The sequence below is a fragment of the Lonsdalea iberica genome (assembly GCF_002111585.1).
GTDB lineage: Bacteria > Pseudomonadota > Gammaproteobacteria > Enterobacterales > Enterobacteriaceae > Lonsdalea > Lonsdalea iberica.
The window spans coordinates 1-26,365 of the sequence record NZ_LUTP01000042.1 but is presented as its reverse complement, the minus strand read 5'-3'; the positions used below and the strand labels follow the sequence as shown (position 1 = coordinate 26,365).

15 protein-coding genes and 2 pseudogenes are annotated in these 26,365 nt (G+C 49.8%); 6 read left to right on the top strand and 11 right to left on the bottom strand.

Features of this window, described 5'->3' with window-relative positions; translation table 11 throughout:
- Positions 1–623: 623 nt before the first annotated feature.
- From AU511_RS13755 to AU511_RS13740, 4 genes are all read left to right on the top strand, one after another.
- The gene (locus tag AU511_RS13755) at positions 624–1,757 is read left to right on the top strand and encodes an HlyD family secretion protein (RefSeq protein ID WP_420843460.1); all 1,134 of its coding nucleotides are present in this window, start codon (positions 624–626) and stop codon (positions 1,755–1,757) included.
- Positions 1,754–3,322, top strand: coding sequence for a DHA2 family efflux MFS transporter permease subunit (locus AU511_RS13750; RefSeq protein ID WP_094110034.1), 1,569 nt, complete (start codon positions 1,754–1,756; stop codon positions 3,320–3,322). The genes AU511_RS13755 and AU511_RS13750 overlap by 4 nt, the downstream gene beginning before the upstream one ends.
- 1 nt (position 3,323) lies before the next feature.
- Positions 3,324–4,868, top strand: coding sequence for an efflux transporter outer membrane subunit (locus tag AU511_RS13745; protein ID WP_094101587.1), 1,545 nt, complete (start codon positions 3,324–3,326; stop codon positions 4,866–4,868).
- A gap of 288 nt (positions 4,869–5,156) precedes the next feature.
- Positions 5,157–6,254: an MBL fold metallo-hydrolase gene (locus AU511_RS13740; protein ID WP_094110033.1), complete on the top strand. Its 1,098-nt coding sequence runs from the start codon at positions 5,157–5,159 to the stop codon at positions 6,252–6,254.
- A gap of 148 nt (positions 6,255–6,402) precedes the next feature.
- On the opposite strand, the gene AU511_RS13735 is transcribed toward AU511_RS13740, so the two are convergent.
- On the bottom strand, positions 6,403–7,458 hold the full coding sequence (locus AU511_RS13735; RefSeq protein ID WP_240503841.1) for a glycosyl hydrolase: 1,056 nt from the start codon (positions 7,456–7,458) through the stop codon (positions 6,403–6,405).
- A gap of 483 nt (positions 7,459–7,941) precedes the next feature.
- Here AU511_RS13735 and AU511_RS13730 point away from each other — a divergent pair.
- Together AU511_RS13730 and AU511_RS17310 are read left to right on the top strand one after the other, a co-directional pair.
- Positions 7,942–9,047: pseudogene (locus AU511_RS13730) on the top strand (IS3 family transposase); the annotation flags it as partial.
- A gap of 1,369 nt (positions 9,048–10,416) precedes the next feature.
- Complete coding sequence (locus tag AU511_RS17310) at positions 10,417–10,761, top strand: hypothetical protein (RefSeq protein ID WP_139829388.1); 345 nt, start codon at positions 10,417–10,419, stop codon at positions 10,759–10,761.
- Between the two features lie 366 nt (positions 10,762–11,127).
- Here the strand turns inward: AU511_RS17310 and AU511_RS13715 are convergent, their stop codons facing one another.
- From AU511_RS13715 to AU511_RS13670, 10 genes and pseudogenes are all read right to left on the bottom strand, one after another.
- On the bottom strand, positions 11,128–12,063 hold the full coding sequence (locus tag AU511_RS13715; protein WP_139829387.1) for a hypothetical protein: 936 nt from the start codon (positions 12,061–12,063) through the stop codon (positions 11,128–11,130).
- 56 nt (positions 12,064–12,119) lie between these two features.
- Complete coding sequence (locus tag AU511_RS13710; protein ID WP_167372043.1) at positions 12,120–12,539, bottom strand: fimbrial protein; 420 nt, start codon at positions 12,537–12,539, stop codon at positions 12,120–12,122.
- Positions 12,540–12,742: 203 nt separating this feature from the next.
- Complete coding sequence (locus tag AU511_RS13705; RefSeq protein WP_094110027.1) at positions 12,743–15,418, bottom strand: fimbrial biogenesis usher protein; 2,676 nt, start codon at positions 15,416–15,418, stop codon at positions 12,743–12,745.
- A gap of 47 nt (positions 15,419–15,465) precedes the next feature.
- Entirely contained in the window at positions 15,466–16,224 is a 759-nt protein-coding gene (locus tag AU511_RS13700) for a fimbria/pilus periplasmic chaperone (RefSeq protein ID WP_240503840.1), read from the bottom strand.
- 13 nt (positions 16,225–16,237) lie between these two features.
- On the bottom strand, positions 16,238–16,846 hold the full coding sequence (locus tag AU511_RS13695; RefSeq protein ID WP_094110025.1) for a fimbrial protein: 609 nt from the start codon (positions 16,844–16,846) through the stop codon (positions 16,238–16,240).
- 1,834 nt (positions 16,847–18,680) lie between these two features.
- The gene (locus AU511_RS13690) at positions 18,681–22,778 is read right to left on the bottom strand and encodes a HigA family addiction module antitoxin (RefSeq protein WP_094110024.1); all 4,098 of its coding nucleotides are present in this window, start codon (positions 22,776–22,778) and stop codon (positions 18,681–18,683) included.
- A 162-nt stretch (positions 22,779–22,940) separates the two neighbouring features.
- The gene (locus AU511_RS13685) at positions 22,941–23,948 is read right to left on the bottom strand and encodes a PIN domain-containing protein (RefSeq protein WP_094110023.1); all 1,008 of its coding nucleotides are present in this window, start codon (positions 23,946–23,948) and stop codon (positions 22,941–22,943) included.
- Positions 23,949–24,099: 151 nt separating this feature from the next.
- On the bottom strand, positions 24,100–24,528 hold the full coding sequence (locus tag AU511_RS13680; protein ID WP_094110022.1) for a HigA family addiction module antitoxin: 429 nt from the start codon (positions 24,526–24,528) through the stop codon (positions 24,100–24,102).
- An 82-nt stretch (positions 24,529–24,610) separates the two neighbouring features.
- Positions 24,611–25,957, bottom strand: coding sequence for a P-type conjugative transfer protein TrbL (gene trbL / locus AU511_RS13675; protein WP_094110021.1), 1,347 nt, complete (start codon positions 25,955–25,957; stop codon positions 24,611–24,613).
- Positions 25,958–26,142: 185 nt separating this feature from the next.
- Positions 26,143–26,365 (bottom strand): annotated as a pseudogene (locus AU511_RS13670) (P-type conjugative transfer protein TrbJ); the annotation flags it as partial.

Below are 26,365 nucleotides of genomic sequence, written 5' to 3'. Positions count from 1 at the left end.
GTTCTATATGTTAATTATTTTAGAGCTTACAAAAAAGTCACTCAGCAATAGGGGAGCCCCGTTTTTGTCACGTCACTGACACAAACCGTTTTGTCTGTCTGGAGCGAAAATATAAGCTTTCAAGCACTTAGCAGGCGACAAAAAGAAACTGACTGCCAATATCGTTACAAATCATGTCACGTACTCTTCCCAAAAATTACCTGTTCAGCCCAGACAAACGCCCCATTGGAGCCGATTTGATGACGAAACCGAAATGGCGAGTCGATAATGATATATGACGATATTCCGGCTAATTAGACGCCATATAGCGATTTTTTCTATACAAAAGGCGCTCCGGGACATCGCCAAAAAGCCGAAACTTGGTTGCGCGAAAGACGCATATTTTGACGCTTATTCCTGCATTTTCTTTCCACGAATTTACTTAACTCTACCTTGATTGACAGACGCGTTAGTCATAAGGTCAAAAAAAGCGTAGAGGGAAAGGGAAGCAGCAACGCGAGTTACGCCAATCACCTCCATCCGCAATCGCCTGTATTTGGGAGTGCCGGATTTAACGTCCGTCTCATAATGGCAGTATTCATTTCGCGGACTTGGTTTGAGTCCGTCGTTTATCGATGAGAACTATGGCTAATCAATCTATTTCTCCGTCTGAGAATGACCCGCGTCATCAGGACGACAATCCGCAGAACCACAACCCAGACAGCGCGCCCACGGAACGCAAAACGCCCGGAAAAAAGCCGCTGATTATTTTGGCTATTGTCGTGGTGGTCATGCTAATCATCGGCTTGTTCTTCTGGCTGACCAGCCGCAATATCGAAACCACCGATGATGCCTTTACCGATTCCGATGCGGTCACCATCGCGCCGAAAGCCTCAGGTTACGTCACTCAACTGTCAGTGAAAGATAACCAGTTCGTTAAACAGGGCGATGTGCTGGTGATCATCGATCCTCGCGATAACACCGCGCAGCGCGATCAGGCGCAGGCGCAGCTAGGACTGGCGATGGCGCAGCTGCATCAGGCGCAGGCCGCGTTAGATCTGGCGAAGGTTCAGTATCCCGCGCAGAAAGATCAGGCGCTGGCGACGCTGGCTAAAGCGCAGGCCAACTACCTCAATGCGCAGGAAGATGACAAACGTCAACGGGGCGTCGACCCGCGAGCCACCTCGCAGCGCAACATTGATGCGGCAGGCGCGCAGTTAAGAAGCGCCCGCGCTGAATGGGAGAGCGCCAAGGCGCAGGTGGAAGTCGCCTCGCAGGTCGCGTTGCAAATTCGCCAGCAGGCCACCAACGTCGAAGCGCGTCAGCGTCAGGTTGAGCAGGCCCAAGCCCAGCTCAACACCGCCAACCTGAATCTCTCCTACACCGAAGTCCGCGCCCCGTACGACGGCTTCATTACGCGCCGCAACGTGCAGGTGGGCAGTCTGGTGCAGCCGGGCACGGCCCTGTTCTCGCTGGTGTCCCCGAATACCTGGATTACCGCCAACTTCAAGGAGTCCCAGTTGGAGCGGATGCGGCCAGGCGATAAAGTGAATATCACCGTGGATGCGTGGCCCGACATGAAGCTCGAAGGTCACGTCGACAGCATCCAGATGGGCTCGGGCTCGCGCTTTTCCGCATTCCCAGCGGAAAACGCGACCGGAAACTATGTAAAAATTGTGCAGCGCGTCCCGGTGAAAATCGTCATTGATAAAGGTCTTGATCCGCAAAGACCGCTGCCGCTGGGCCTGTCGGTTGAGCCCAAGGTGACGGTGGAATGAGCCAGAACCAGACTTGGCAGCCGGCCGGGAATCCCTGGCTGGTCGCCATCACGGTCACGCTGGCGGTGTTCATGGAGATCCTGGATACCACCATCGTCAACGTCGCGCTGCCGCATATCGCGGGCTCGCTGTCCTCAAGCTATGACGAGTCGACGTGGGTGCTGACATCCTATCTGGTCGCCAACGGTATCGTGCTGCCCATCTCGGCCTTCCTGAGCCGCGTCTTCGGCCGTAAGCTCTTCTTTCTACTCTGTATTGTGATGTTCACCATCTGCTCTTTCCTGTGCGGCGTCGCCACGGAGCTGTGGCAGATCATCCTGTTCCGTATCTTGCAGGGCTTCTTCGGCGGCGGCCTGCAGCCCGTCCAGCAGTCGGTGCTGCTCGATTACTTCAAACCGGAAGATCGCGGTAAAGCCTTCGGCCTGTCCGCTATTGCGGTGATCGTCGCCCCTGTCATCGGGCCGACGCTCGGCGGGTGGATCACCGACAACTACAGCTGGCGCTGGGTATTCTTCATTAACATCCCCATCGGCATTTTGAGCGTCCTCGCCATCTACCATCTGCTGGAAGATCCGCCGTGGGAGCGAAAATCGGCGAAGGGAAAACTCAGCATCGACTACATCGGCATCAGCCTGCTTACGCTAGGGCTGGGATGTCTGCAGGTCATGCTTGACCGCGGCGAGGACGACGACTGGTTCCACTCCAATTTCATTATTACCTTTGCCATCTTGACGGCGATTGGTTTGGTAGGCGCGGTCTACTGGCTGCTGTACGCCAAAAAACCGGTGGTCGATCTCCACTGTCTGAAAGACCGCAACTTTGCGGTGTCCTGCCTGCTTATGGCGGGCATGGCGCTGGTCATGTACGCCAGTGCGGTGGTCATCCCGCAGCTGGCGCAGCAGGATTTAGGCTACACCGCGACCTGGTCAGGTATGATCCTTTCGCCGGGGGCGATTCTGGTGGTGCTGACCATCCCGTTAGCGTTAAAACTGATGCCGTTGGTGCAGACGCGCTGGATGATTGCGTTCGGCTTTTCCACGCTGGCCGCTTCTTTCCTGTATTCGTCGACGCTGGCGCCGAACGTGGATTTTTATACGCTAATACTGATGCGTAGCGCCCAGACCATCGGGCTCGGCTTCCTGTTCGTGCCGCTGACCACCATCGCTTTTGTGTCGATTCCGCAACGGCTGAACGCGGATGCCTCCGCCCTGTTCACCATGTGCCGCAACGTGGCGGGGTCGATCGGCATTTCACTGTCCACCGCGATGATTACCGAGCGGCAGCAGGCGCACAGCGCCAATATGGTTCATAACATGACCCCGCTCAACGAGCCGTTCAATCTGGCGTTGGCGCGTTTGACCCACGCGATTAAGAATTTCTCCATGATGGCGGGCGATCCGACGTCTATCGCCACCGGTCAACTGTATAAAGAGATGATCGCCCAGGCGCGTATCCTTGCCTATATAGACGTTTTCACGGGCCTCAGCGTTATCGCTCTGCTTCTCATTCCTCTTTGTTTGCTGCTTTCTCCCATCAAGAGCAAAGGCAGTGCTGGAGCACATTAACATGAAGGTTTCTTTACCCCATTCCTCTCTGCGAGCCGGAACGGTGATCGCCGCCTTGCTGACGCTGTCGGCCTGTTCCGTCGGGCCCGATTATCAGGCGCCGTCCCCTGCCACGCCGAGCGCGTTCAAGGACATGGCATTTGACAGCGCGTCGCAAACGCTGGCCGCAGAGATCAACCCCAACTGGTGGAAAACGTTTAACGACCCACAGCTGGACAGCCTGATCGACCGGTCAATCGCCGGCAACCTCACCTTGCAACAGGCGGTGTTGCGCATCGCCGGATCGCGCCAGCAGCTGAATCAGGCTCGCGGAGCCTGGCTGCCATCGGTCAACGCCAGCGCTTCAGCGCAGCGACAGCAATTGGGACTTAAGGGCCTGATGGAGTCTCATAACGTGTATGGTCAGGTGGATCAGGTCGATCCCAATCTGACGTCTTCGCTCGACAGCCTGACCAAGTCCGTCGGCCTGTATCAGGGCAGTTTCGACGCGTCTTGGGAGCTGGATTTATGGGGCAAGGTGCGTCGTCAGGTGGAAGCCGCCGACGCTCAGCAGCAGCAATCGATAGAGAGCCGTAATGATGCGCTGGTGTCGCTGGAAGCCGAGGTGGCGAGAACCTATTTACAGCTGCGCGGCGCGCAGGCCGCCTATCAGACGTTGGAAAGCCAAATTGAGATTGCCCAACAGACGCTGGAGCTGACAGAAAGCCAGCAACGCAACGGCCTTTCGCCGCAGATGAACGTCGAGAACGCGCAAGCCCAGCTAAGTTCGCTGCGAGCGCAACTGCCGCAGTATCAGGCGCAAGTGCGGCAGGCGATGAACGGGCTGGCGGTGCTGACCGGGCAAGTGCCGGGCGCGCTGGATCATGAACTGGCGGCGACGAAAGCCATGCCGACATTGCCTAAAGCCGTGCCGGTCGGCGTACCGTCGACGCTGGCCAGACGCCGCCCGGATGTCCGTCAGGCGGAAGCGCAACTGCACGCCGCCACCGCCAACATCGGCGTTTCCGTGGCGCAGCTATTTCCCGATCTGTCGCTGACCGGGCAGCTCGGCATGCGCAATACCGATTTTAGTTACATGGACAACTGGAGCAGCCACTTCTACCGCTTCGGCCCGTCGGTTTCCATTCCCATCTTTCAGGGCGGCCGTCTGGTCTCCGGCGTCAAGCTGGCCCGTGCGGAGCAGGCCAGCGCGGCGCTGGGTTACCGTCAGACCGTACTCACCGCCTTGCAGGACGTGGAAAATGCGCTGATCAGCTATCGGACCGATCAGCAGCAGGTTGAAGAGCTTGAGCGCACCGTCGAATCACAGCAAAACGCATTCGACCTGGCGAGTGACGGATACAGCAAAGGTCTGACGTCGTTTATCGAGGCGCTGGACGCACAGCGGCAGCTCGCGCAGGCCAAACAACAGGCCATTATGGCGCGCGTGCAATGTAATCTGGATTTGGTGGCGCTGTATAAAGCCTTGGGCGGGGGCTGGGAACCCTACCAGCGGGTCAAACTGCCGGAGTTCTCGGTGTTCGGTCCGGCTGAAAGCTCATCCTGACGGTCGAAATACCCGTTGTATCACGTCAATTAACGCATTCTTTCTACCGCCAGACGCGTCTCTCGCGCTGGCGGTTTTGTCTTCCCTGCTTCTTGCGGACGGCGATTCAACGCGGTATGCACTGCGTCGTAATGCCGAGGAAATCGAATAGGCGGCGCGCACCGGTCGTGCGTTCCGAAGAGGCGTGAGGTCAGCCGGTACACCACGGCACAACGCGGCACGATGCAGTACACTGATTAAGAACTGATTCTCTCTTCCAACGCTTTGCGATCAAGTACGGGTAGAAGCATGTTATTGACTTCATTAGTGATAATCGTGGTATTCATTGTCCTTCCCGCCATTTACCTTCACCGGCCCGAGTTTGTCAAAATCAGCGTTCCCGAAGTTAAGGCAAGTGACTCGGACCATTATCAGCAAGGCCAGTTTCACAACGTCGAGGCCACCCCCGTCTTGACCGGCGGCGGCAATATCGCCAAGTTGATGCTGGATTTTGCCCTGCACGGCAACCCGCGCCGTCGCCCCCGTCAAGCGCTCCCCACTGCCCATACCTCGCTGTTGGCGTTGCCCGCCGACCGGGACGTTGTAATCTGGCTCGGCCACTCCTCGTTTTATGTGCAGCTGGCGGGAAAACGTCTGTTGGTCGACCCCGTGCTTAACCAAAATGCCGCGCCGGTCCCGTTCGGTAACCGCGCCTTTCGGGGCACCAATCCTTTCTCGCCGGCCGATATGCCCAACATTGATTATTTGCTGATGACGCACGATCACTGGGATCATCTGGATTACGCCACCCTGATTGCGCTCAGACCCAAAGTTAAACAGGTAATCTGCGGGCTTGGCGTGGGCCAATATTTTCGCGCCTGGGGATTTGATTCGCGGCATGTTCATGAAGCCGACTGGTTTTCCGAACTGAATCTGGGGGATGGCATCAACATATCGGTTTTACCCGCGCGCCACTTTTCCGGTCGATTATTCAAAAAGAACCACACGTTGTGGGTGTCTTTCGCCCTGGAAACAGCTACGCGACGCCTGTACTTCAGCGGAGATTCGGGTTACGGCGCGCATTTCAAAAAAATCGGCGAACTGCACGGCGGCTTTGATTTCGTCGCGCTCGACAGCGGTCAATACGACGAACGCTGGTCGCACGTCCACATGCGACCGGAAGAAGCTGCTCAGGCAGCGACAGACCTGCGAGCGCGCGCCCTGCTGCCCGGACATATCGGTAAGTTCGCCTTGGCGCAGCACGACTGGAACGATCCGTTTATTCGTATCGAAAAAGCCAGTAAGCGTCATGATTGGCGGCTGTTGACGCCATTGATCGGCCAACCGCTGTGGCTGGACGACAGCGAAACGACCGTCGAGCGCTGGTGGGAAAAGGTGCCTCGCTAATCACTCCTCAATGCCTGCTGAGATAACCTGCGTGGGAAATGCGTAGGTGAGCGAGCGGAACCCTGATGCCAGGCAATGTCGCGCTGATTCCCTTGGCGCTCCTGAACAGGCCACTCGCCCATGCGGTTTCTTACCAACGGTTTACCGATCACGTCTGACTAAGCACGTTGCCATTCCAGACATCGCCACGATTAATCACATGAGGATGGTTATAGGCGCCGCCCATATTTATATTTTTCAGTGGTCCCCAAACATTATTCCACGGCATAAATAATGTCGTTTGGGGATAGGCAGAGAGAATAACTTCGATCATATTTTCATAATCGAATTGCCCTTCAAGAGTCGACGGTCCAACTTCAGGAAAGGCGAAAGGTTTTCCTAAATCCACCATTTCCTGATAGCCGCACAGGGTTTGCGGATTATCCAAATACATATCCAGCCCGGTAATGTCCACATATGCATGGCCGGGATAGTAGTCCGACTTATATTGGCGATGAGCATCTGGCGAATAAACCCACAGCAGATTATTGAGCCCCTTGCGATAGGTGAAATAGTTGAACATGTCCTGATAGAGCATTTTATACAGCTCCATGCGCACCGTATCGCTGTTTTGATATCCGGACGCCCCCCACCAAAACCACTCGCCATTCATTTCATGCAACGGCCGATAAAATACCGTAATACCGCGATGGTTTAATTCCATCAGCCCCTCGGCGATCTTATCCAGCATCGCTAGCCAGCGCTGGCGCTCATCGGAACCCGACACGAGAATCAACGAATAGTGTTCATTGCTGATCGGCTGTTTCAGCGCACCCACATCCGTTCCCGGATTGTTCCCCGCATAAATAGGGTTCGGCAGATGATGGCTGATAGCGACTAACCCGCCCTTCTCCCAGTGTTTGATCAGCTCGGCGTTGCAGCCAGAGTCGATTAAATTCGCCTCCTCGCCCGGTGCGGTAATATCCCAACCGCGCGCGTAATCCGCGCCGTAAATCGCGGGGAATTGCCCCGTAGCCGCGCATATCGCCTCCGCCTGCTGCATTGAAAAAGCATCTTCGCCGGATATATGGGTGTACCCGCCAAACGCGCCGGAGATCAGTTTTTTATTTGAACGCGTCGGTAAATTGACAAGCCATTGATAAATCTTAACCGCCGTATCGTCCGCATTTTCATTCGCGGTATTGAATTCTGTTTTATCGTTCATGGTCATACTCCTCATTATTGAATAATGTCTTAATATTTATTTCCGCTAGTCTTAATCGCGGTCTAATGAGGGTATCACTGCCAATAGCGCATTAAATAAGAAGTGGTCGTGTCGGAAATAGCACAACACAATCTCATTGAATTATTTCCGTAAAAATATCAAGCGTGAAAAATAAAGTCGAAATAGAATTAATGAGATGGGTACAGTTTTGTGGCTATTGAAAGTCCTGCTCCAGTGTTATTATGAATATGCACTCAGCCTTAACGGGTTTTGGAGTATTCACTAAACATAATACCTCTTCATTTGGCGAGTTTTGTCCACCTTGACGGTCATACAACATTCAGACCCGACTTCCAAGCCCCACACTTCACTGCGCACATGAAAACACCATAAATGTGCCTCGCGGCGCGACATCATAAGTGCTCTTGCCCACCGATAGTGGACACGCGACGAAGTGAGTAAATTTGCAATCAGAGGTGACTCACGACAAAACCGACATCAACCGGCAAGAAACCCCATAAGCGGCATACACCGGAGTTTCGCGCTGAAGCCCTGACTGAAAGTGACTGAGCCAATTGGTGTTGCTGCCGCGGCCCGCGTACTCACCCTGTATGAATCGCAGCTTTATTCCTGACGCAGCAAACGACAGCAGATAATGACTTCGTCAAAACGTGAAAGTGAACAGGCTGCATAAAATGGTCCGGTTAAAGCGACAGCTGGCAGTACGGGATCAGGAATGGGCCATTCGCCAAAATGGCCGCGACATACTTCGCGAAGTGCCCGAAATGAAATATGTCTTTATCGACAATATCAGGCTGTGTTCTGCGTGTCGCCCGTAGCGGCTGGTATGCCTGGCGTCTGAGGCATTATCAGATCTGCCCGCGTCAGCAGTTCCGCCTTAACTGCAATAATGCTGTTCGCAAGGCATTCATTGCGGCAAAACAATGGTATGGTGTACCGCGTCTTGCAGCCGAACTGCCGGAATACAACACGAAAACCATCGCCTTCAGCCTGCATCGTCAGGGGCCGTGGGCAAAAGCCAGCCGAAAGTTCAGTCTGGTCAGCTACCGTACGCACGCCCTACTTATATCGGAAAGCCTGCTGAAGTAGGACTTTATCGCTAGCGTCCCGAACCAGAAGTGGGCGGGCGACATCACGTACTGACGAACAAATGAAGGCTGGCTTTACCTTGCGGTCGTTATCAACCTGCGTTCCCGGTCAGTTATCGGTTGGTCGACGCCCTCGCGAATGACGGCACAGCTGGTCTGCGATGCGTTATAGATGGCGCTGTGGTCTCGGAAGTGGCTAGAACAGGTTGTTGTTCATACAGACAGAGGCAGTCAGTATTGTTCAGCGGATTAATGCTGAAACGGCATAATCTACGTGGCAGTATGAGTGCGAAAGGCTGCTGTTATGGAAATGCCTGTGCGGGAAGCTTCTTTCACTCACTGAAGGTGGAATGCATCCACGGTGAACATTTCGCTAGCCTTGAAATAATGCGAAACATAGAGTTTGTATATATCGAGTGGGATTACAATCGCTGGCGTCGTCACAGTACCTGCGGCGATCTCAGCCAGAAACAATTTTAAAACCAGAATCTCACTTAGGGTGGTGTCCACGTTACGCGGCTAGGATCTAAGGTCCAGTAGCAGGAATTGTGACTGACTCAACTAAAATTTGAAAAGATGACCTTAACTTCAAATATCTAGCAAAATAGATATATACAACCAAGATATGCCGGCACCCTAGTTGTACATTTTTTATAGATGTAAGAGGAGATTGAATGTAATATAAGCTTCTACAATGCCACCATCTAACACGGGTTAAAAAATGAATAAAAGGAATTTCATCCACTATGGAGTATACTTAGTCATAGCCATAATCGCGTCACTTATCTACTATAAAATCGGTCAAAGAATAGATATTAATTCCGATATGGCTTCTGGATTTCTTGCTGCCAGCGATGTAAGTAAAGGTAATGTATTTCTTAAAGGTTGGAGCCTCTCCACTGTCCCATTTTATTTTACAGAAATAGTTTGGTATTCATTAGTGATACTTATTGGTGGGTATCATTACATGTACAACTATGCAATACCGGCAGTATATCTGGTAATCTTATGTACGCTTGTAATAGCTTGCTGCGATAATAAAAAGGCGGATTTTTTTCCTTACATTATTCTTGCTAGGCTCACCCGGTTTATTCTTGGCAAGCAATATATTAGTACCGGTAATTCATATCGGAACGTACATTTTTAGTCTAATATCTTTTTTGCTTTCAGTAAAATATGTTAGGGGTGGCTCAATAAATCACCTTGTAATTAATTATTTCATACTCACTATGGCTTTTTTTAGTGATAGCATCTCTCTGTTCATAATACTCCTTCCGTTTTTAACAGTATCTTTTGTGACCTTTCTGCAAGGAAAAACACATAATCGTTGGTCTAGACTTACTATTATGTCCTTATTTTCATATGCATCATCGTTGATGATATGGGCTCTATTTAAAAAATACGGATTTAATGTCCCAGGTTACTCGTCTCCAACATTTGTATCGTTAGATAACTTTTATAGTAATTTGAATATATTAGTTGAAGGTTTTTTACGCTTACAGGACTCTTTCTTTTTTGGTACAGGCCCACATAATCATCAGACTGTATTCATTTGCTTATCCTTTTCGTGCCTTCTTTATATCACTGCCATGTTTTTTTAAAATTAAAAAAAGCAAGAAACTTCGATAATGTCGATATTTACCTTTGTACAGCAACACTTGTTATGCCCGTGGCTTTTGTAGTAAGCAGCGTAAATGTTGGTGTATCATCGATAAGGTACATAATACCATTCTTTATATTTATAATAATATTTATCAGTAGAAAAACTGATGCCATAACTCTAAACACAAGATTTAATACTTTTGTTTTTTCAGTTATGCTCATCGCATCAGCTTATAGCATCCACAACATGCTAAATACTCCCAAAGCTATTAATCCAATGCACAACGTTTCTGATATCATCCAGAAGAACGGTCTTAAAAAAGGCTACGCTGAGTTTTGGCACGCCTCATCTATTTCCATCTATAATAACGTGCAAGTTGCACCAGTTTATTATGACGGCACCAAGCTAATCAAGATGAAATGGCTTAGTAAAGATAAATGGTATAATGCAGGAAATAATTTTGTCATTATCAATAATATCGATATTGAGGCGACCGTTATTAAGCAATTTGGCAATCCAGACAAAGTGATCGAGGCTGAAGGAGTGAAAATATTTATTTGGAATAAAAACCTGATAGCTGCTGATAATTGATCAATAAACATTCCGCACCCGCGTTTTCTAGTAGCCCCCTTATTGGGGGCTTCGTACCAATCCGAAACGTTTTAGCACTACTCTCTGACAATAGTTATTGTCCGTTCATGATTAGAAATAGCCAGCTTAAAATTGACTGCACAGGCTAAATAGCTTTGCATAATAGCGCTCCACTTGCAGGATGGGAGAACCCCGTTGACGCTGGTTTTGCACAATGAAGTGAAGCATCAATACGCGAAGTTATTAAGTAATGACGAATTTGAACTGCGTCATCCACTGTAGCGAAAAATAAAGCATCTCTGTAACGTGGGTTAGATGAAGGATAACCACATGCGGACCTGAGGCGTCCAAATTATTCGTGGCGATTCATTCAGGCTCAATCTTCAGGACCATCACCCCTTGGCTTTTACCTATTACCGGTGTTTTTCCGGCACCTGGAATAATCGTCAAGACCGTATCGCCTTGGTCCTCCGCTACATCTACCGAGGAAGTGCTATTAGTCATGTCGATAGCGACCTGATTTCTAAAAAGACAATACCGTAATGAGTCATTATCTGTGCCGATACAGGTGCCATCATTTTTGCTGGTGGACAGTATCAAATTCACTTTTGCCGGATTGCCTGTGCACTGCCATTTCACAGGCAATTCTTTTTGTTTACTAAATAGTAAACTATCCCCTGCGCTGGAGAGTTCACTCATTGCGATATCGCCAATATCCACCAGCGCATCAGTAGATAATGAACATTGAGATTTGTAGGGAACTTCTCCTGAAATATAGAGATCCCAGTGGTTTTCACCCACGCTGATTTCTCTGGTGACTTTCAAATTTTTGCTATCAGCGCATACGTTCGTCATTTTCAGGGATGACGTATCAATACTATTGATGGTTACGGCATCCATTGCTTTGCTTACTTCGGGGCCATCCATATGTGCATTTGACAGAAGAAAGTCCGAGCTCAAAGAGACTTTTTCATTATCAGCGGCTCCACCGCGATGAACTTTATAGGTGACATCCATCACTGCGCTTCCTGACCACACAATACATTGTGAATCGACGTCATACTCATCAGGACTATCGCTTACCCAAACGTTACCTTGGCTAATAGAGGCGGAGCTGGTCTTCTGACTGGGTGGTGGCAAAGTTAAACTTGCGATGCCTGAGCCATCATCTCCCCCGGCAGTTCCATACCAGTTTATATGATCACCAACGCCACAATACCCTTCTGGAGAAAGGAATATCGCTATGCTAACGGTCAAGTTCATAATTGTACTTTTGAGATTCATGAAGTTTATTTTTTCCAAAAGGTATTTCGCCTTGATTTAATAGGTTCGTCATCTGCATTCAAGCGATATAAAACTTATTGATATTCAAATTTCATATTTACTGTCGAGCTAAATTTACCCGCAGTCGCACTATTTTGGGTTCCGACATAAGCAACTTTATAAGTCAGGGTATTATCCTGAGAAGGCGTCAGACTGCTGGTTTCTGTCGTACTCCCGTCAGGTTTAAATTGCGTTACGTTATCTGTTTCGTAGACATAAATACCCACGCCTGTCGCCCCACCATCGCCACTACTCACGTTATTAGCAAAAGCCATTACATCTGCTTCGTCAGGAGTGCCCGACGTTGTCACCTTAACGGCAGAGGCAGCATCGCCGCAGCCTGTAAGCGTGATGTTGAAATTTTTTTTCTCCCGCTGTTTTATTTTTCTGGATATCTCTGTCCGCAATATCAGGAAGAAGGACGGTCTGATTTTTAGAACTGTCGTCAATTGCACATGTATTCGCCTTTATTGTGCCGGTGATAGTAATAGTCGCCGTGTCATCGGCAGCATATACAGCATTCAACAGGTTGTTCATCAGCAATAATATTGCGGAAAAAACCGTAGTGATTACATTTGTATTTAACTTCACTTTTTAATCCCGTCTGTTTTTTTCATCTTGATACCGGTAAATAATGCATCTTCGCGCCTTCGATTATTCAGTGGCATTCCATGTTGACCCTCACCAAGGGCTGTTTGTCAGCCCCTGCTGGCAGCGTCCAAGGGGCAGAACACCGTTTGTCCGCGCCGTCCCCCCAATCCGCACTGACCGTCCCGTGCTCCGGCATCCCGGACAGATACACCAGGCCATCATCACCCACAATGCCCGACCGCTCACCGGCCGTCACCATCGCTCCGAAAGGTACCGGTTTGCCCTTATTCTTTAGCGTCATCAGTACGCGGCTGCCGGAATGCCCCTTAAACGAAGCCCGCACAATGGCTCCGCGGGTGGGCACCACGCGACTGACTGCGTAATCGATATCGGTGTGGTCGTCCAGCGATGCGGTGTCCAGCGCGACCCGATTTTCCCGATAAATGGAGGCATAGGGCTTGATAGCATACCCGCGCCAGTCCGTGCGAACCCCGGTCTCGTTTTCCACCGCTACGCCGGGTACGCCCGGCGCTGCAATCAGGACACCGGTCTCGCCCATCGTCTGTCCCAGTGTCAGGCCGTTTGCATGCAGCAGCCCGCCCCCGCTGACGCCGTAACTCACCTGTTTGTAGGTGTTGCTGTAGCTATAACCTGCGTTACCGCTTCCATATCCTCCGTGATAGTTCGCGCTTACGCTGCCACTGTCGCCGCTGCTACGCGTGTACCCCTGAGATACGTTCCAGCCCAGATTATTCCCCTCAAGTGCTGTGCCGCTAAGGCCGGCCTGATGAGTGATATTGCCGTGAGTGTCCTGCCCGGCACTGTAGGTGGCATACACAGGATGATGACTTTTTCCCTCCTCGCCGGACCACAATGCATTCAACGGAACGGATAAAGACAGATACAGCGATTTATCCGCTCCATCCTGTCCGGCTTCCCGGCTGTAACTCCATGACAGGCTGTAACTGACGCTCCCCACGGAACTGTTAAACCCGGCCTGCACCGAATCCGCGGCGCCTGCGCGATTCCAATATGTCTGCCTAACCCCCGTGAGGTAAACAGAGCCGATATCCCCTATCCGCTGGGAGATATTGGCCTGAATTTTCGCCCGCCGGTTGTTGTACAGATTGTAGTAATCGGTATAAGGACGTTTTACCGGCCTACCTTCGGCGTCAACGGTATCCGTGTCATAGCGCCACCCCGTCATTCCCCTGAGGGCCGTTTCATCCAGAGTGTGAAAACCCTGTGTGGAGTAACGATATCCCGTTAATTGGAACGTTGTACCCAGAGAGTTGAGCGAGCGGGCGTATAAGAACCGTAATGACTGCCCCTGATGACGGGAGCCGTCCGCAAGCGTACTGTCCGCCTGAGTGATATCCGCAGAAAAGGCACCCAGTTGCCCCAGATTCAAACCGCCCCCCATCAGCCCGGACAGATAGTTCTGCGAATACTGCATACCGCCATAAACCGTAATGTTGTGAGGTAGCCCCCAGATCAGCGTACCCTGAGCAAACTCTGGGCTATTGTCACTGTCACTTCCCGACTGATACCGACCTGCCGTCAGGGCATATTTAAGATGACCTTCGCGCTGCAGCACGGGGACGGATGAATAAGGCACGGTGAAAATATGCGTGCCGCCATCCGCTTCCGTAACCGTCACCTCAAGGTCGCCACTGGAATAAACCGGATAAAGGTCGTTAATTGCAAACGCGCCGGGTGAAACAAAGGTCTGATAGACCGTGTAGCCGTTTTGTTTAATGCTGACTTTCGCATTAGTGGTGGCCACACCCCGAATAACGGGCGCGAATCCCCGGAGACTGTCCGGATACATGTTGTCATCCGTCGCTACCTGAACTCCCCTGAATCCAAGCGAATCAAACACATCGCCACTGGTTGTGCTGTCTCCCATGACCAGTTCACTGCGTAAAGGAATTATCGCTCGTTCGGCATAGGTTTTAACGCGCTGCCATTTGCGGTAGCGGTAATAACGGCTTTCATATTCATTCCACGTCCGGTAATCACGCACTCGCCATGGCCCTATGTTCAGCCCGCTGTTCAGGTTCAGATAATGGCTGCTACTGTCGCCATACCGACCGTGACTGGTGTTGCCGCTGAAGCTGTAATTCAGCAAGGCTGCATTTACCCCTTCATCCCAACGTTCCGGAGAAATATAGCCGCGTGCGCGGTTGCGCATGGCGGCCTGCGGAATACTGATATCGAGCCTCATTTTCTGAAAATCGAATGAGGTTGAAGCATCCGGAATGTATCTTCCTGGAGAAATGCACACATTTTTCTTAACCGCTTTCAGGTCGGGGAATGACGTTAGATTCACCCCAAGATCCTCCAGATCCTGACGGGTCAGGCAGGCCATCAGTCCGGTATTGTCACGGATATCTGAAGCGTTGCGCTGTCCCGCACCCGCAGGCCCGGTAGGGTCATCGCCATGACTTAGGGCGTCCGTAAACCGTAGGTTGCGGCTGGTCACTTGTTTATTGTTAACATAGATGTCGACCTGATAATTCCCCGGCAATTGAGCGCCCTCTTTCCCGAAACGGGACAGGTCTGCCACCATCTTGGCATCCGACGCGACAAGCTCCGCCGGGAAGTAAAGTTCAGCATGCGCGCACGATGACAGCATCAATGCGGTAGTCACACAGGCCGCCACAGGTGATATGGCACAAAATCGCCTGCGCTCTGGTGCTGGCTTTAACTTGTGTAGTTTGTTGTTATGTAGAATCTGCATTCAGCAAGCACCCGAATCAAACCTGAGTAAAAAAAACGAAAAACGCGTTACTTCAGCTCTGAGCGCATTTCCGGTGTCGCCGCGCCATAATCGTTTATTGTCCGGTACGTTACCGTTCCGCCCGGGGATGCCGGAAGCGCTAGCGTGGTACTGTTGCGCGGGGAAATCATGGTGTCAGGCAGCTGACTTCCGCCGATTTTCATCTCAACCAGAGTGAGATAATAAGGTGTTGGATTGTCAATCCGTATCTGGCCACCAGCACGGTGAAATGTCAGTTCAGCTGGCGCTTTATCTACCGCCGGCTTCAATCCGGCTGGGCGCAGAAACAATTTGATGCGAGTGACAGCCGCCAGCAGCAGCATGTTTTTGCCTTCCATTTTCTTCTTATCGACTGAAGGGATAGCTTTGGTGTTGAAGTAATAAAGTGTTTCCCGGTCAGTCGCTGCCGGTGCGCCGACATACATCAGACGAAGGGTGTTCTCATTACCCGGGCCGCTGACATACAGTGGCGGGGTAACAACAAAATCCTGACTCTTTTTCTCATCGGACTGCTCGACCCAGGACTGAACCAGGAAGCTGCTTTGCTCCGAGGTATTACGCACGGACAAGGGGAGCTGTTTCTGGTTTGCCGGGTAAATAATGCGGGTTCCCCCCAACATGATACCGCCTGCATTTGCCAGGGAAGGCATCAGACTTACCGTCGACATAAGCGCTGCAAATAAGGTGTTACGAAATCTATAACCGAGCACGATTGTTTTCCTTGATGATGATAAAACCGATGTCCGCGACACCAATGTCGCGGACACAATGACTCAGCGATTACTCGTAGTTCACTTTGAAATTAACGGAAGCATTTGCTGCGCCCGCGGTAACAGATGTACCGGTTGCTACATAGGTTGCTGTGAATGGGATTTCATTTTCACCCGCGATGATGCTCTGTGATGTGGTGCTGTTGCTGCCGTCGACCTTGACGGTCTGCCCAGCCTGCATAATCTGGATGCCTACGTTTTTAGCCGGCGACTCCCCTGCGCCGTCTGCGGTCACTTGCAGCGTGGTGGAATCCACGGTAGAGCCATTGAATGTGATGGATGCTTTGGTGTAGTTGCTCGTCCCGGTCGCGGCACCCGCCTGGGGTGACAGGTCACACCCCACTAACTTGATGGTGAAGGGGACGGCAGAGCCGGTTGCACCCTCTGTTGCCAACTGATTGGTGGCAATTTGACCCAGAGTGATGCTCTGACCATCAGAGGAGTTATCTACCGCGCACGGCGCAGCGACAACGGATCCGGTAAAGTTAATTTTGCCGCCGTCAACGCTAACTGCCGTAGGTGAAACCGTCGTCGGGTTAGTGGGCTCTTCATCAGCGTAACAAGAGAATGACCCAGCCATTAACACCGGTAACAATGAAGCCAGAATGAGTTTTTTCATTTATTTATCCTGCTATTTGATATTGATATATTTCATCAGACAATCAAAAACACTACGCCTTTGATGTCATACTTCATTCGCACATTAGGCGAATACATTTATCCACTCAAAAAATGGACAGAGGTATTCCCCCGCACTTTCGCCAGAAAATATGTTTTCCTCGCAAAACGGAACATCTAAAAAATAGAAAACACTAAAGCAAGAGTAATAACTTTATTAAAAATAACCCGATAAACTAATACACCCCCGAGCTAAATCAACGCCCCCCTCACGTAAATAACCATCTCATTCCGCACAACCAATCCAGCACACAGGCAATTCGCTTCGGGTGAAATAAAAAATAACTGTAGTTATCGTGACCCATTAAACAATTTCAATCTTTATCCAAATATAAAGTCTGCCGCCGTCGTTCGATCAGCCAGCGATTAGCGTTAGAGCCCCATGGAGGATGGTTTTTGACCTGAACCCGGCACCTCCAATCTGCTTTTCAAAAAATCCAACACTAATCCACCACAACGACGTGAGCGGCGAGACGCGGCACAGCGTCATTATTCACCAGAAAAAAAACCTCCAACCCTGTAATTTGATCTGAATCAAAATGTCAATATTTTCACTTGGGTACTAAAATTGACTGGCGCAATTATCCATAAACAACACCGATCGTCAAATGCGATCAATATTCTTATATTAATAGCCAATACAAATCAAACGGCGAGATAACGATCGCTGATTCCGATCATCACAAAAAAACCACCCCCAGCTAAAATCACTGTAAAATATAAATAAATTAACTTTTTCGTCATGTATTCGTAATCACGACATCAGTGTTTAAAAGTGAATAAAAAAACAAAATGGCAACATCCACATTATAAAAATTAACGCGAATCGTTTAACCACCGTTTATCTTTGTAATTAAGTAAAAGTTTTAATACATATTTTCGGGAAAAGAACGGATACAAGATGTAGTTATGTGATTTGTTTCAAAGCACCCCATGTCCTGAGATCATTAACACTAACTCACGCAATAAGTAGAGTTGAACATATTGAGTAATACCTTTTTACTTACATTAACACCTCTCGTTTAACCCATATTTAGTTTTGCACATGATTCTAGTTTGAATGCTTATTACATGAAAAAAAGCAGGCATGAGATGTCACTAAGTTATTCGTTTCGAAATATTATTTATTCTGAGATTATTAACAATAACCCCTTATTATAAGCGGAATGAAGCGCCTTGATTGAACACATCGTATCGTTCCCACCAGGATATCATCTTATTTAACTCATTGTTAAATATAAACATTTATGATACCTATCAGGATTTGGAAAGCGACAGCGCAGGAATGACAGAAAGCAGCGATAAACCATCGCATGTCTTAAATTTATGAATGAGTTTTCTATTCAACCTGTCTTTTTCTCTGTTTTATTTCCTAACTTGAACTTGCCTGCCCTAAATGAATACCATCTCAAGCCCGGTTTCCTTCCCCCAACCCTATCAGGCTCTACCCGCCACAGGCTTGATGTCGCCGCTAGTGGTTATGTAGTCCCCTAAATTTAGTCTCGCCGCCCTCTCCCCCCCCATTAAAAAACCGTGCTTCCCATTGCTAACAGCTGCCAGAAGGTACCAAACACAAAAACAAAAAAGCCCGCAGTTACGCGGGCTTAGAGGTACTTTACTGCTTTTACGTGCAGGCTGTTGCCAGACGCGAAATCACTCCCACTCCATTATCACCAGAACCATATTTCTAATACATATCAATCAGTTGAGTAAAAACAACACATTGATACCATGAACAATGCCATGAAGTGCAAATCTTGGCGATATTATCTCCTTTAATGCCTTAGCCGACGTCGGATACCGGCTTCAGTATCCTGTTGTTCAGCTTCCTGCTCATACGTTTTGACCATCGACATCATCAACGATGACGACACAAAGGGATGTGTGAATTGTAAGGCGTCGGCCCAAGCGCGATACTTGTCTGCAAGCTCTCGCTCTTGACCACCACCTTCCCCACGCCAATGGGTGCCGCGCGCATTGTACAACCCCGTATGTGCCCCGCTGCTGATATCCTCAGACCGCAAGTCCTCCATCACATCGCGAACGGCCTCGTTTGGCCACACGCCATCCTCGCCAGCCGGTGCATTAGAAAATAGCTTTCCAAGGCACACATCCGCAATCTCCGCGCGGTCGAGTTCAGCACAAGACCTCCTTATCGTTGCAACCCATTCTGCGAGCGTCTCATGCTGTTCCTCTTTAGTTACCTTGTCTTGACCAGGGATACGCTCAATGGCATCAAGGAGGCGATACCCCCGCTGTGCCAAATGCTCGCGACCTTCGGTAACGCGAAACTCGGGGGGGTCTTCGCCACGGTCCTTGCGCTTATAGGCCCACACTGCAGCCTGCACGAACAGTTCAGGATGTTCCTCAATGTAGCGCTCAAGGTTTGGAATCTGCTGCTGGTCTTCCCCTCGGAAAGAGCGAGCCAGAACCTCTAAATATGCGAACTCTAGCCCAGCCTTTTCCTCTAGAGTGAGGTCCGAGTTGCGATTGAGAAGCTGGAAGGCACGCTGCACATCGTAGTCGTGCAGCTGGTACTCTCCAGCGTTATCCTTACTATTTTTCGCCATGGCAGATAGCATCTGCACAAGGAGAGGCGGGTGTATTTCTTCAAGCTTGAAATGGATCGATGCAAAGGCTGCCCTAGGACGTTCGACTTTAAGAAGGCGGCGAACGCTCTCGTTGTTTTCCTCTGGCGAGTCAAACACATATTGCGGAACCACTTCACCCCAGTACCGATTGCGAGCTTCAGCCGAAAGTTGATCGACAAGCTCCCAGGTAGATGCCCGGTAAGGAGAAAGGAGCAAGAGACGGAGCGCTTCCTCTTCGGCAACTTTGCCCCGCAGGCTCGCATATATCGCCTTTCCTCTACCCTCGTCCAACGTCCAGAGCACCCCGGCGACGATGCCGTCACGAATCGAATCTTTTTCTGGCGGACGTAGGCATTGCAAGAGCAAATCTTCAATCTGCTCGTCGGTAAGTATGCCTGACACTAGGTGAGCGCCGATTTGGCGTTGGGAACTTCCTTTTTCAGAGAGCGCGAGAATGCCTGTAATACCTCGTTCTTGCACAATATCTGTCAGGGCTTGAACGCGGAGCTTATCTATACGTTGCTCACGAGCTCGGAAGTCCATCTCGTCACCTGCGAGTTCGTCCCCTGACTCTTCAACCCATCCCTGACGAAACAGCCACTCATACTTGTTCACAGTGTCCTTGGGCTGCAACTCGGCATAGACCGCCTTGGCTTTTTCCGTCAGGCTCGCTTGCCCTTCCTCATTGACCTTTTTACGCCCCCGACGAGAGAGGACAGTCACACGAATTTTCTCGCGTATCTTCGCAACCTCCTCGTCAAGAGCACCCGCGTTGCGCCACTCGTCGATTATCTCCCATACGCGCACCTGGTCCTCCGACGCAATTGCATTTAGCCTTGACACAAGGTCACATAACATCTCGACCGTGTAGGAAGGCCTGCTTAGCGCGATTTTCACCATCTCTCTGACGAATGCATGGATCGGTCCCCATGTTTTGAAAGGCTCCCCGAATCCGTACCCATCATGACGCCACTTCGGCTTATGGCTATAGCCGCCGACGCGACTCCCGTAATCACCGAACTGCTGGAGACAAACCTTCCACCCGACCGCCGGATGCTTATCCAAAAGCATGCTGACCGCCTTCAGGCGCATCTCGTGGTTTGCCGCCGTCTGTGGCATCCATGCACGAAGAATGGAACCAAGCGATTCGATAGGCTTATTTGCCCAGTTATCGTTAATCTCTACCTCAGAAAGCTGACCCAGAATCTTCACTACCCGCGGGAAGGTAGTCGGATTCCAAGCAAGTCCTTCGAGAGCCCAAAGCAGTCCAGTGCGCGGGCATGAACCAAAAAGCCCGGTATCGACAGGTCTCAGCAAGCTCATGACTTCGGACTTTTCTGCTCGCAGATCACGCTCGATGATATCAAGGAACTCGACAGGAGACGCTTCTGCATAAAGTGGGAGGTCGCGCCCGTTAGCCTCTAATTTTCTAGTCGTTACAGGCACAAGAAGATCACGCACGATTTTCGCAGCTTCCAGTTCCCCATCAAAGCCAAGGTGCTTCCCGAAGAGACTCTTACCGTACACAGCCAGCAAAACCAAAGTCTCGGAAACGCCTTCTCGCACTGCCCCGGAGAACTCTCGTCTTTTGCCATGCATGGCCGCCGCCCAACGATCTTCCTCGGGCAAGTCAAGGGCAGGATCATCTTCACCCAGTACAGTCCGCGCAACGTCAAGAAAGCGGTCAAGATCGGCCTTGGAGACCGTGCCCGCAATTGCGAAGAGGGAGTCAATTTTCGAAATCACCCCCCGGTACCCACCAATTGACCAAACTGGAGAGTCGTTGAGCCGCAACAAATCAAGAATGCGCTTTTCCAGCACCTCAAAAGGTGCCTCAGCCAGATGGGACAGGATAGTTCGATCCGCCTTGTTCTGGGCGTCCCATGCGCCGACAAGCACGAGCGGAACAAGCCCCGATGCTATTTTTGGATCTTCAGCCCAAGCAGGTGTATGGATTGCCGGAATATTCGAGAGTTGACGTCGAAGAACCGTCAACGAACGCCCCGAGGCGTTCGTTAGTTTCGCTATGTCATCGCGCGATTTGCCCATCGTTTCCAGAGCTTTTGTGAATGGCTCGAACCCGAGTGGCTCCAACACGACATGGGGCTCCACGCTAGTAGCATTGCGGGGATAAACAACAATGGTTCGCAGCGATGAGCTGTAGGGGCCAAGCTCGCGTTCCACTTCCCGTGTATGGGCTACTGCAATGAAATCGGTAGTGCCTTGGGCGAGTTTCGGGAGTACTCCTGCCTTGTCAAATACCAACACCCGATCCCTATACTGTTCAAACTCGGAGGGGGCCAAGACTTGATTTAAAAACGCCAGCGCCTCTTCAACGGAGTCAGCCGCTATTACTAAGGGATTCGCATCGTCTTTCGCCAGGAAGGATTTGATCTTGCCGTTCCACGCCTCATTCGCCGTAGTAAAAAGAGAAGGATGAAGCGCGGGGGCCGCTACGTTTGCCCAATCGCTCCAGCAACGCTCTAAGGTTCTGACACCATTAGAAGGACGATCCGTCTGGTTCGCAAACCAGGTCTGGCCCGCGAGTGATTGCTCCATCCACTGCTCAAGATCGCTGGCGTCGTATGCACGAATGTCTTTCCAAAGCTTTTTGCTCTTCATATCCGCGACCCAGGCCGTCTTACCCGGCCACCGCCTTGGAGTGACAAAGACAAACGTAATATTTGCCCTTTCAGCGCTCTTGATAGCCCGGACGCTTTTTGCAAAATCCCCCTCTGCCTTGGCCTTAATATCCGCAGTGACACCGAACTCCCACCCAGAGACACCAGAAGGTATCCAAGGTGTACCAGAACTGGCCTCAATGAAGCCGTCCCAGCCGGCACGTTCGGCATCGTCGTTACCGGGGAAATCTACTTTCTGAAGATCACGTCCCGTGGAGTGAATGAGCGTTCGCAGCAGCACCGACAGCTTAGTGCGCGCAAGAATTGTCGTTGTGAACCAATTTACGAGATCGTTGGCTTGGACATTTAAAAAAGGGGGCACGTAAGTACGCGCCTTTTGAGCTGCGCCTGCCGTTTTATCACCCTGCGCGTCATATTCTGTCTGCAAATCGAGAATGGCCTTGGCGGAAATCCCGAAAGCACGTTCAAGACGTGCTGCCATATCGGGCGTTGCAGATACCTTCCCATTGAGAAAATTCGATAGGCCCGGGCGGCTAACGCCGATCAACTTCGCCACCTCAGTAACCGTGAGCCCACGAGGATCAAGGACGTTTTTCCGAACATAGGAACCGGGATGAACGGGGAGGGAATCATCAGTCATGGTCGCTGCCTCTGTGTAAAGTGTGACGTTACACTTTACACATTAAGTTCAAAAACGGTTCATTGCAATGTCTTTATGCAGCTCTTCCCGTAATCATCCTCCAAGATAGCGGCTCGCCAGCGTAGCTTTTGCCCATTCGATAAGCAGCAATGCCTTCCTTACTTACGTATCAAGCATGTCCCACTCATCACCCAAGACCCATCGCAGGGCAGAAAGCTTCCCATTGAGCATCCCCCATTCAAAGTCGCTCCAAGGCCCAGTATCTTCATATTTATCCCTGACTCGTTGAGCTGCAATTTTTGCTTGGTCGAGGGTATCTTGGTGAATCACATCATTGCCGTGGCGTTTTGTGCCAGCGGGGATTACCTCTATATCACCATTATCTAGGTGATACATCATGTTCATATGGCGGTTGTACCAAACTTTATCGAAGAGCTCGTCCATCGCAAATATGATTTCCTGAAGCCCACGAGTTTCGTCCTCCCAAGCAAAGCTATTCTCATAGTGAAATTCTTCAAGATCGAGCAGATCCTCGATGGCAGAGCTCGTGGCGTTAAAGAATAAAGAGCTGTTGCCGTCAAAAATATCTGCGAAATCGTCGTGTGGCTGCCTGTGGTCTTTGCCGGAAAAATCCGTCACATTGTGAGTGACAAATCTAAAGGTTTCGTACTCACTCATATGCGACAGCCGAAACTCTTGGAAAGTTTCTGCTAACATTGCATCAGCCACACTATTCTTCTGCTTATGGAACGGTGCCTTCTTAGCGATAGCCCGCTCTGCCGCTCTTATTTTTGCGGCATCAGAGATTATAACTTCGTGGGCCATGTCAAAAAGTTTGGTAACACGATTTACTGTATTTTGATTAACTTCGGAAAGAATAGGCAATCTGTGATTAACATCATCTAAGGTCCTGAGCGCAGTATCTTTACCTTCACCGCCAAAAGACTCAACTACCCCTTTAATTACTCGAAATTCACTGGAGAGTCGTTTTCGCGTAGCCTCAATCACCCTATCTTTATTTCGTTCGTACTCGGCACGTATCAGATCGGGCAGTAGTATTTTGATACTCCCATCCTCTACCAGATGCTCGATGGCAGTAAGCATTGGCAATTCAGCTTTTTTAGAGGAAATATCAAGCCAAACACATGTATCGAGCATTATTAGATGCATTAAAGCTCCCAAAAGTTATGAAAGTCAAAGACCTATATTATATAAGATCGTTACCTGACAATCGAAGGTGTTTCAAGATGCTATGACTTGAAGAACTACTTTCATGACACTTGAGGGGCTGCGCAGATATCATGGCATTGAGTTATTATTTCTACCGTCGTTTCTTCCGATCTTGCAACTTCTGTAGATTACTCCAGAAGTCTTCATCAGTACCAAATATAGCAGCAAGAACGCGAGCCTCATCATCCCTAAGACGACGCCGACCGTGGATGATATCTTCAATATCCTGTCGGTAAATACCCATAGCTTCCGCTAGTTCATCATTAGACATGTTCAGCGGTTTTAAGAATTCTTCTGCCAGCATTTCTCCCACGGTCACAGACCCGGAGGTATCTGATTTTGTGTAGTATGCAAAAATCTCAGACCGCCCCTGCTCATACGTCAGCTCGCCTGAAATAATACGTGCCTTAACGGACTCGTACAGTGGCGTACCACTGGGGTCCATTCCTTCAGGCCTCAGGTAAGCCTCTGCTTTGCGGAAGCCCTCAATGCGTAACCGTGAATAGGGAGTCCTGGGCATGGTTTTTCCTTTGAGTTGCAGGAGTAAAGTTCGCTCAGTGGAAGCGTCAGTTCATGCTACCTCGTTAACTGACGCGTGTGATTCAAGATTTATTATTGCCGGATAAGCTATCTCCGGCAAAATCATCATGTTCGCGGTTCTCCCGACGAGTAGTTGTTTGTTTACGTATCTGAGTCGCCAACTCCCCTCCAATAGTCTGTTGGACACGAGAAGAATTGCTACTTCGCTTCATTGTCTGGTACTCAGCAACTCCATTAGCCATACTGCTTCCCATATGGCTTGCCATACGGCCTGCACGCGAGAAGGATGCAGCAAAACCTTCGCTTCCCCCACTGGAGCTACCTTTATTGGATGGTTGATCTCCCGACGTGTCTACAGAACCGGTATCCTCACCATCACCAATTACGCCACCAGAACCCGACTCTTCGGCCATGGCAGCTTGCGCAGACTCGAACGCTGCCTTTAATGCAGAGGCTCCGCCGCTGACTTGAGCTGATGCCCCCATTGCCATTGCTCCAGCACCGCTGATGGCAGTAGCGGCAGCGCCGGTAATCATACCCGCCCCAAACCCACCAATTCCTTGTAAAGACGCCCCTCCTACAACACCTGATAACAACAGTGGCAGCTTATTCGTTAATACTAATAGGATAATTGACGCCAGAAGCAAAACAATAAGGCTATTAAGATCAGGAACATCATTTTTAATGATAGAAAAATATTGATCTATAAATGACTGTCCAATGCCAATAATTAATGTCATTGTGAACAGCTGAATACCGATTGATAAAACAGTACGCAAATAATTAATTGTTATATCAGAAGTCCATTTCGATCCACCAAAACCAAGCAATATAACTCCGGCGTAACATAACACCCACGCAGAAACCAACATTATTAGCATATTTATCGCGATAAGGGACATTACAACCAAAACGATTATCGCGACAGTGATCATAATAGTGGAGATCATTGGTGACCAGATCGATGCTGCAGAACTTATTTTCGTTAATATCACAAAGGCCATATCAACTATACTTGAGGGTGAAATACCCGCACTGGTTCCTAAAGCATTTGCGGCAAGCTCTCTCATAGAATCAATTATAGATTTAGATATCGCAGGGCCATTGCTTAAAAGATAATAGAAAAAACCATTCACGGTGAAAAACCTTACTATTTCAGCAAGTAAATCTTGTAAGCCGCCCCCTTTCATAGCGATCATACCAAACGTCCATACCATACTTATTAATACCAGACCCCAAAACAGCCAATTTGCATAATTACCAATTACTGTCGTCCATGTACTGGCAACTTGCTGATACTTATCTAATAAAGTATCAAGTAAGCCGCTGCTATCCAGTTGGCCTGCGTAGGCATTCATAGAAAAGAAAAATACTACACCTAAACATGTAAGTTTGCTTGCAATTTTCATAATTACCAATCTCTCTTAGGACTTGGGCTATTATTACTACGAAGCACACAATTATCGTGTTTATTTCCATCACGCGTATTTTCTGGCGGCAATAAACACTCCTTATCTTTTCTTTCACAAGAACATAGAATCAACGAAATTATTACAGAAAATAATACCAAAAATTTATTTCTCATTATTTATCCTCACCAAACTCTCTTAGGGCTTGGTTTATTTTCCCCAGCTAAAACGTTCTCATCAGCTACTCTTTGTTGAGCTTCTTTATCTGCTTGTACTTGAGCAAGTGTCATTGCGGCATTCTGTTGAGCTACCAGAAGTGAGCGTATCTGCAGGAGCTGATTAGCCTGTGCGCTGGCAAGCTGATTACCGGCCTGGATTGCTTTCATTTGGCCCGTAGCCCCACTCGCC